The organism is Mycobacterium sp. (genome assembly GCF_050701675.1).
Taxonomy (GTDB): Bacteria; Actinomycetota; Actinomycetes; order Mycobacteriales; family Mycobacteriaceae; genus Mycobacterium.
The window spans coordinates 1-1580 of sequence record NZ_JBOGDD010000976.1 but is presented as its reverse complement, the minus strand read 5'-3'; the positions used below and the strand labels follow the sequence as shown (position 1 = coordinate 1580).

Here is a 1580-nt window from a genome sequence, read left to right as displayed (position 1 = left end):
GTCGACTTCACCACGAACAGCGCGGATGCGGTGGTGCAGGCCATCAAGTCCGGTGAGGCCGATCTGTCGCTCTACCTCGGCGTGCCGCCGACGGCGACGATCCAGAGCTTCAAGGCCAGCAATAGCCCGAACATTCATTCGTCACAGGGCGGCAACCAGGCCTACATCGTTGCCAACAACGCGCCATACAACACGTCGGTGGGTGGGGACGCGCTGCGCAAGCCGCAGGTGCGCCAAGCGTTGGCCTACGCCATCAACAAGACGCACGTGGCGCAGCTCTTCGGGGGTCCGGACGTCGCCGAGCCGTTCAGTCAGTTCCTCACCCCTGGTCAGCTGGGCTATCAGAAGTACGACCCGTACCCCTCGCCCAACAACGAGGGCGATCCGGCCAAGGCCAAGGACCTGCTGACGCAGGCCGGTTACCCGAGCGGGCTCACGCTCAAGGCGATCTACGAGACGGTCAACCAGAACGGCGCCAACGGCGCACAGCTGGCCACTGCGTTGAAGGAGGACCTCGCCAAGTCGGGGATCACCCTGGACCTGATTCCGTTGTCGGAGGCCAGCTACGACGACTTTCGGCACGATCCGAAGTCGGTGTGGGATCTGAATCTCTCTGGCGTGTACGCGCCGGACTGGCAGGGTGACGACTCCCGCCAGATCCTGGGCGGTCCGCTGGACTCCGACGTCGCGGAATGCGGCGCCGCGAACGAGGGCATCTGCTACCACGACCCGGCGCTGAACGAGTTGGTGTCGCAGGCGACGCAGTCCGACAACCCGGGTCCGGCGTGGACCAAGGCCGACCATCTGGCCGCCGACGCGCTGCCCTGGCTACCGCTGGTCTCGATCAAGAAGATCGTGATCACCTCCGACCGGGTGCGCAACTTCGAGTGGGGCAACCTGCCGGTCAACCCGGACATCACCACCGTCAGTCTCGCGGACGGATCGCAATGACGGCCACCACAATGAGGTTCGGGTGAGTGAGGGCAGATGGCGGTCTTCGCGGTAAGCGACCTCGAAGTCACGTTCACGCTGGAGCACGGTCGGGTCGAGGCGGTGCGAGGCGTCTCGTTCGCGGTGAATGCGGGGAAGACCCTGGCGATCGTCGGTGAATCGGGTTCGGGCAAGAGCGTGTCCCTGCTGGCGGCAACCGGACTCCTTGGCGTCGGCAACGCGGTGGTGGGGGGCCACGCCCGGCTTGCGGGCGACGATCTCATCGGCTTGGCGCCCGAGCGGTTGCGCGCGATTCGGGGCAAGGACATCGGGTTCGTCTTCCAGGACCCGCTCAGCAGCCTGCATCCCCTCAAGACGATCGGCACCCAGGTCGGGGAGGCACTGACGGCGCATGGCCGGGTATCCAAACGGCAGCGGCGCGGGCGGGTGCTGGAACTGCTCGACGAGGTGGGCATCAAGGAGCCACAGCGGCGCATTGACGACTACCCCGTCCACTTTTCGGGTGGCATGCGTCAGCGGGTCATGATCGCGGCCGCAATCGCGCTCAACCCGGTGCTGTTGATCGCCGACGAGGCGACGACCGCGCTCGACGTCACCGTGCAAGCCTCGATCCTGCGTCTGCTGCAGCG

At 66.1% G+C, this 1580-nt stretch carries 2 protein-coding genes; both read left to right on the top strand.

The window, feature by feature from the left end; all coding sequences use genetic code 11:
- On the top strand, positions 1-951 hold a 951-nt coding region (locus ACRDUX_RS29505; protein ID WP_526419152.1), incomplete at its 5' end, for an ABC transporter substrate-binding protein.
- A 36-nt stretch (positions 952-987) separates the two neighbouring features.
- Positions 988-1580, top strand: a 593-nt coding sequence (locus ACRDUX_RS29500) for an ABC transporter ATP-binding protein (RefSeq protein ID WP_526419150.1), incomplete at its 3' end; no start/stop codon positions are given.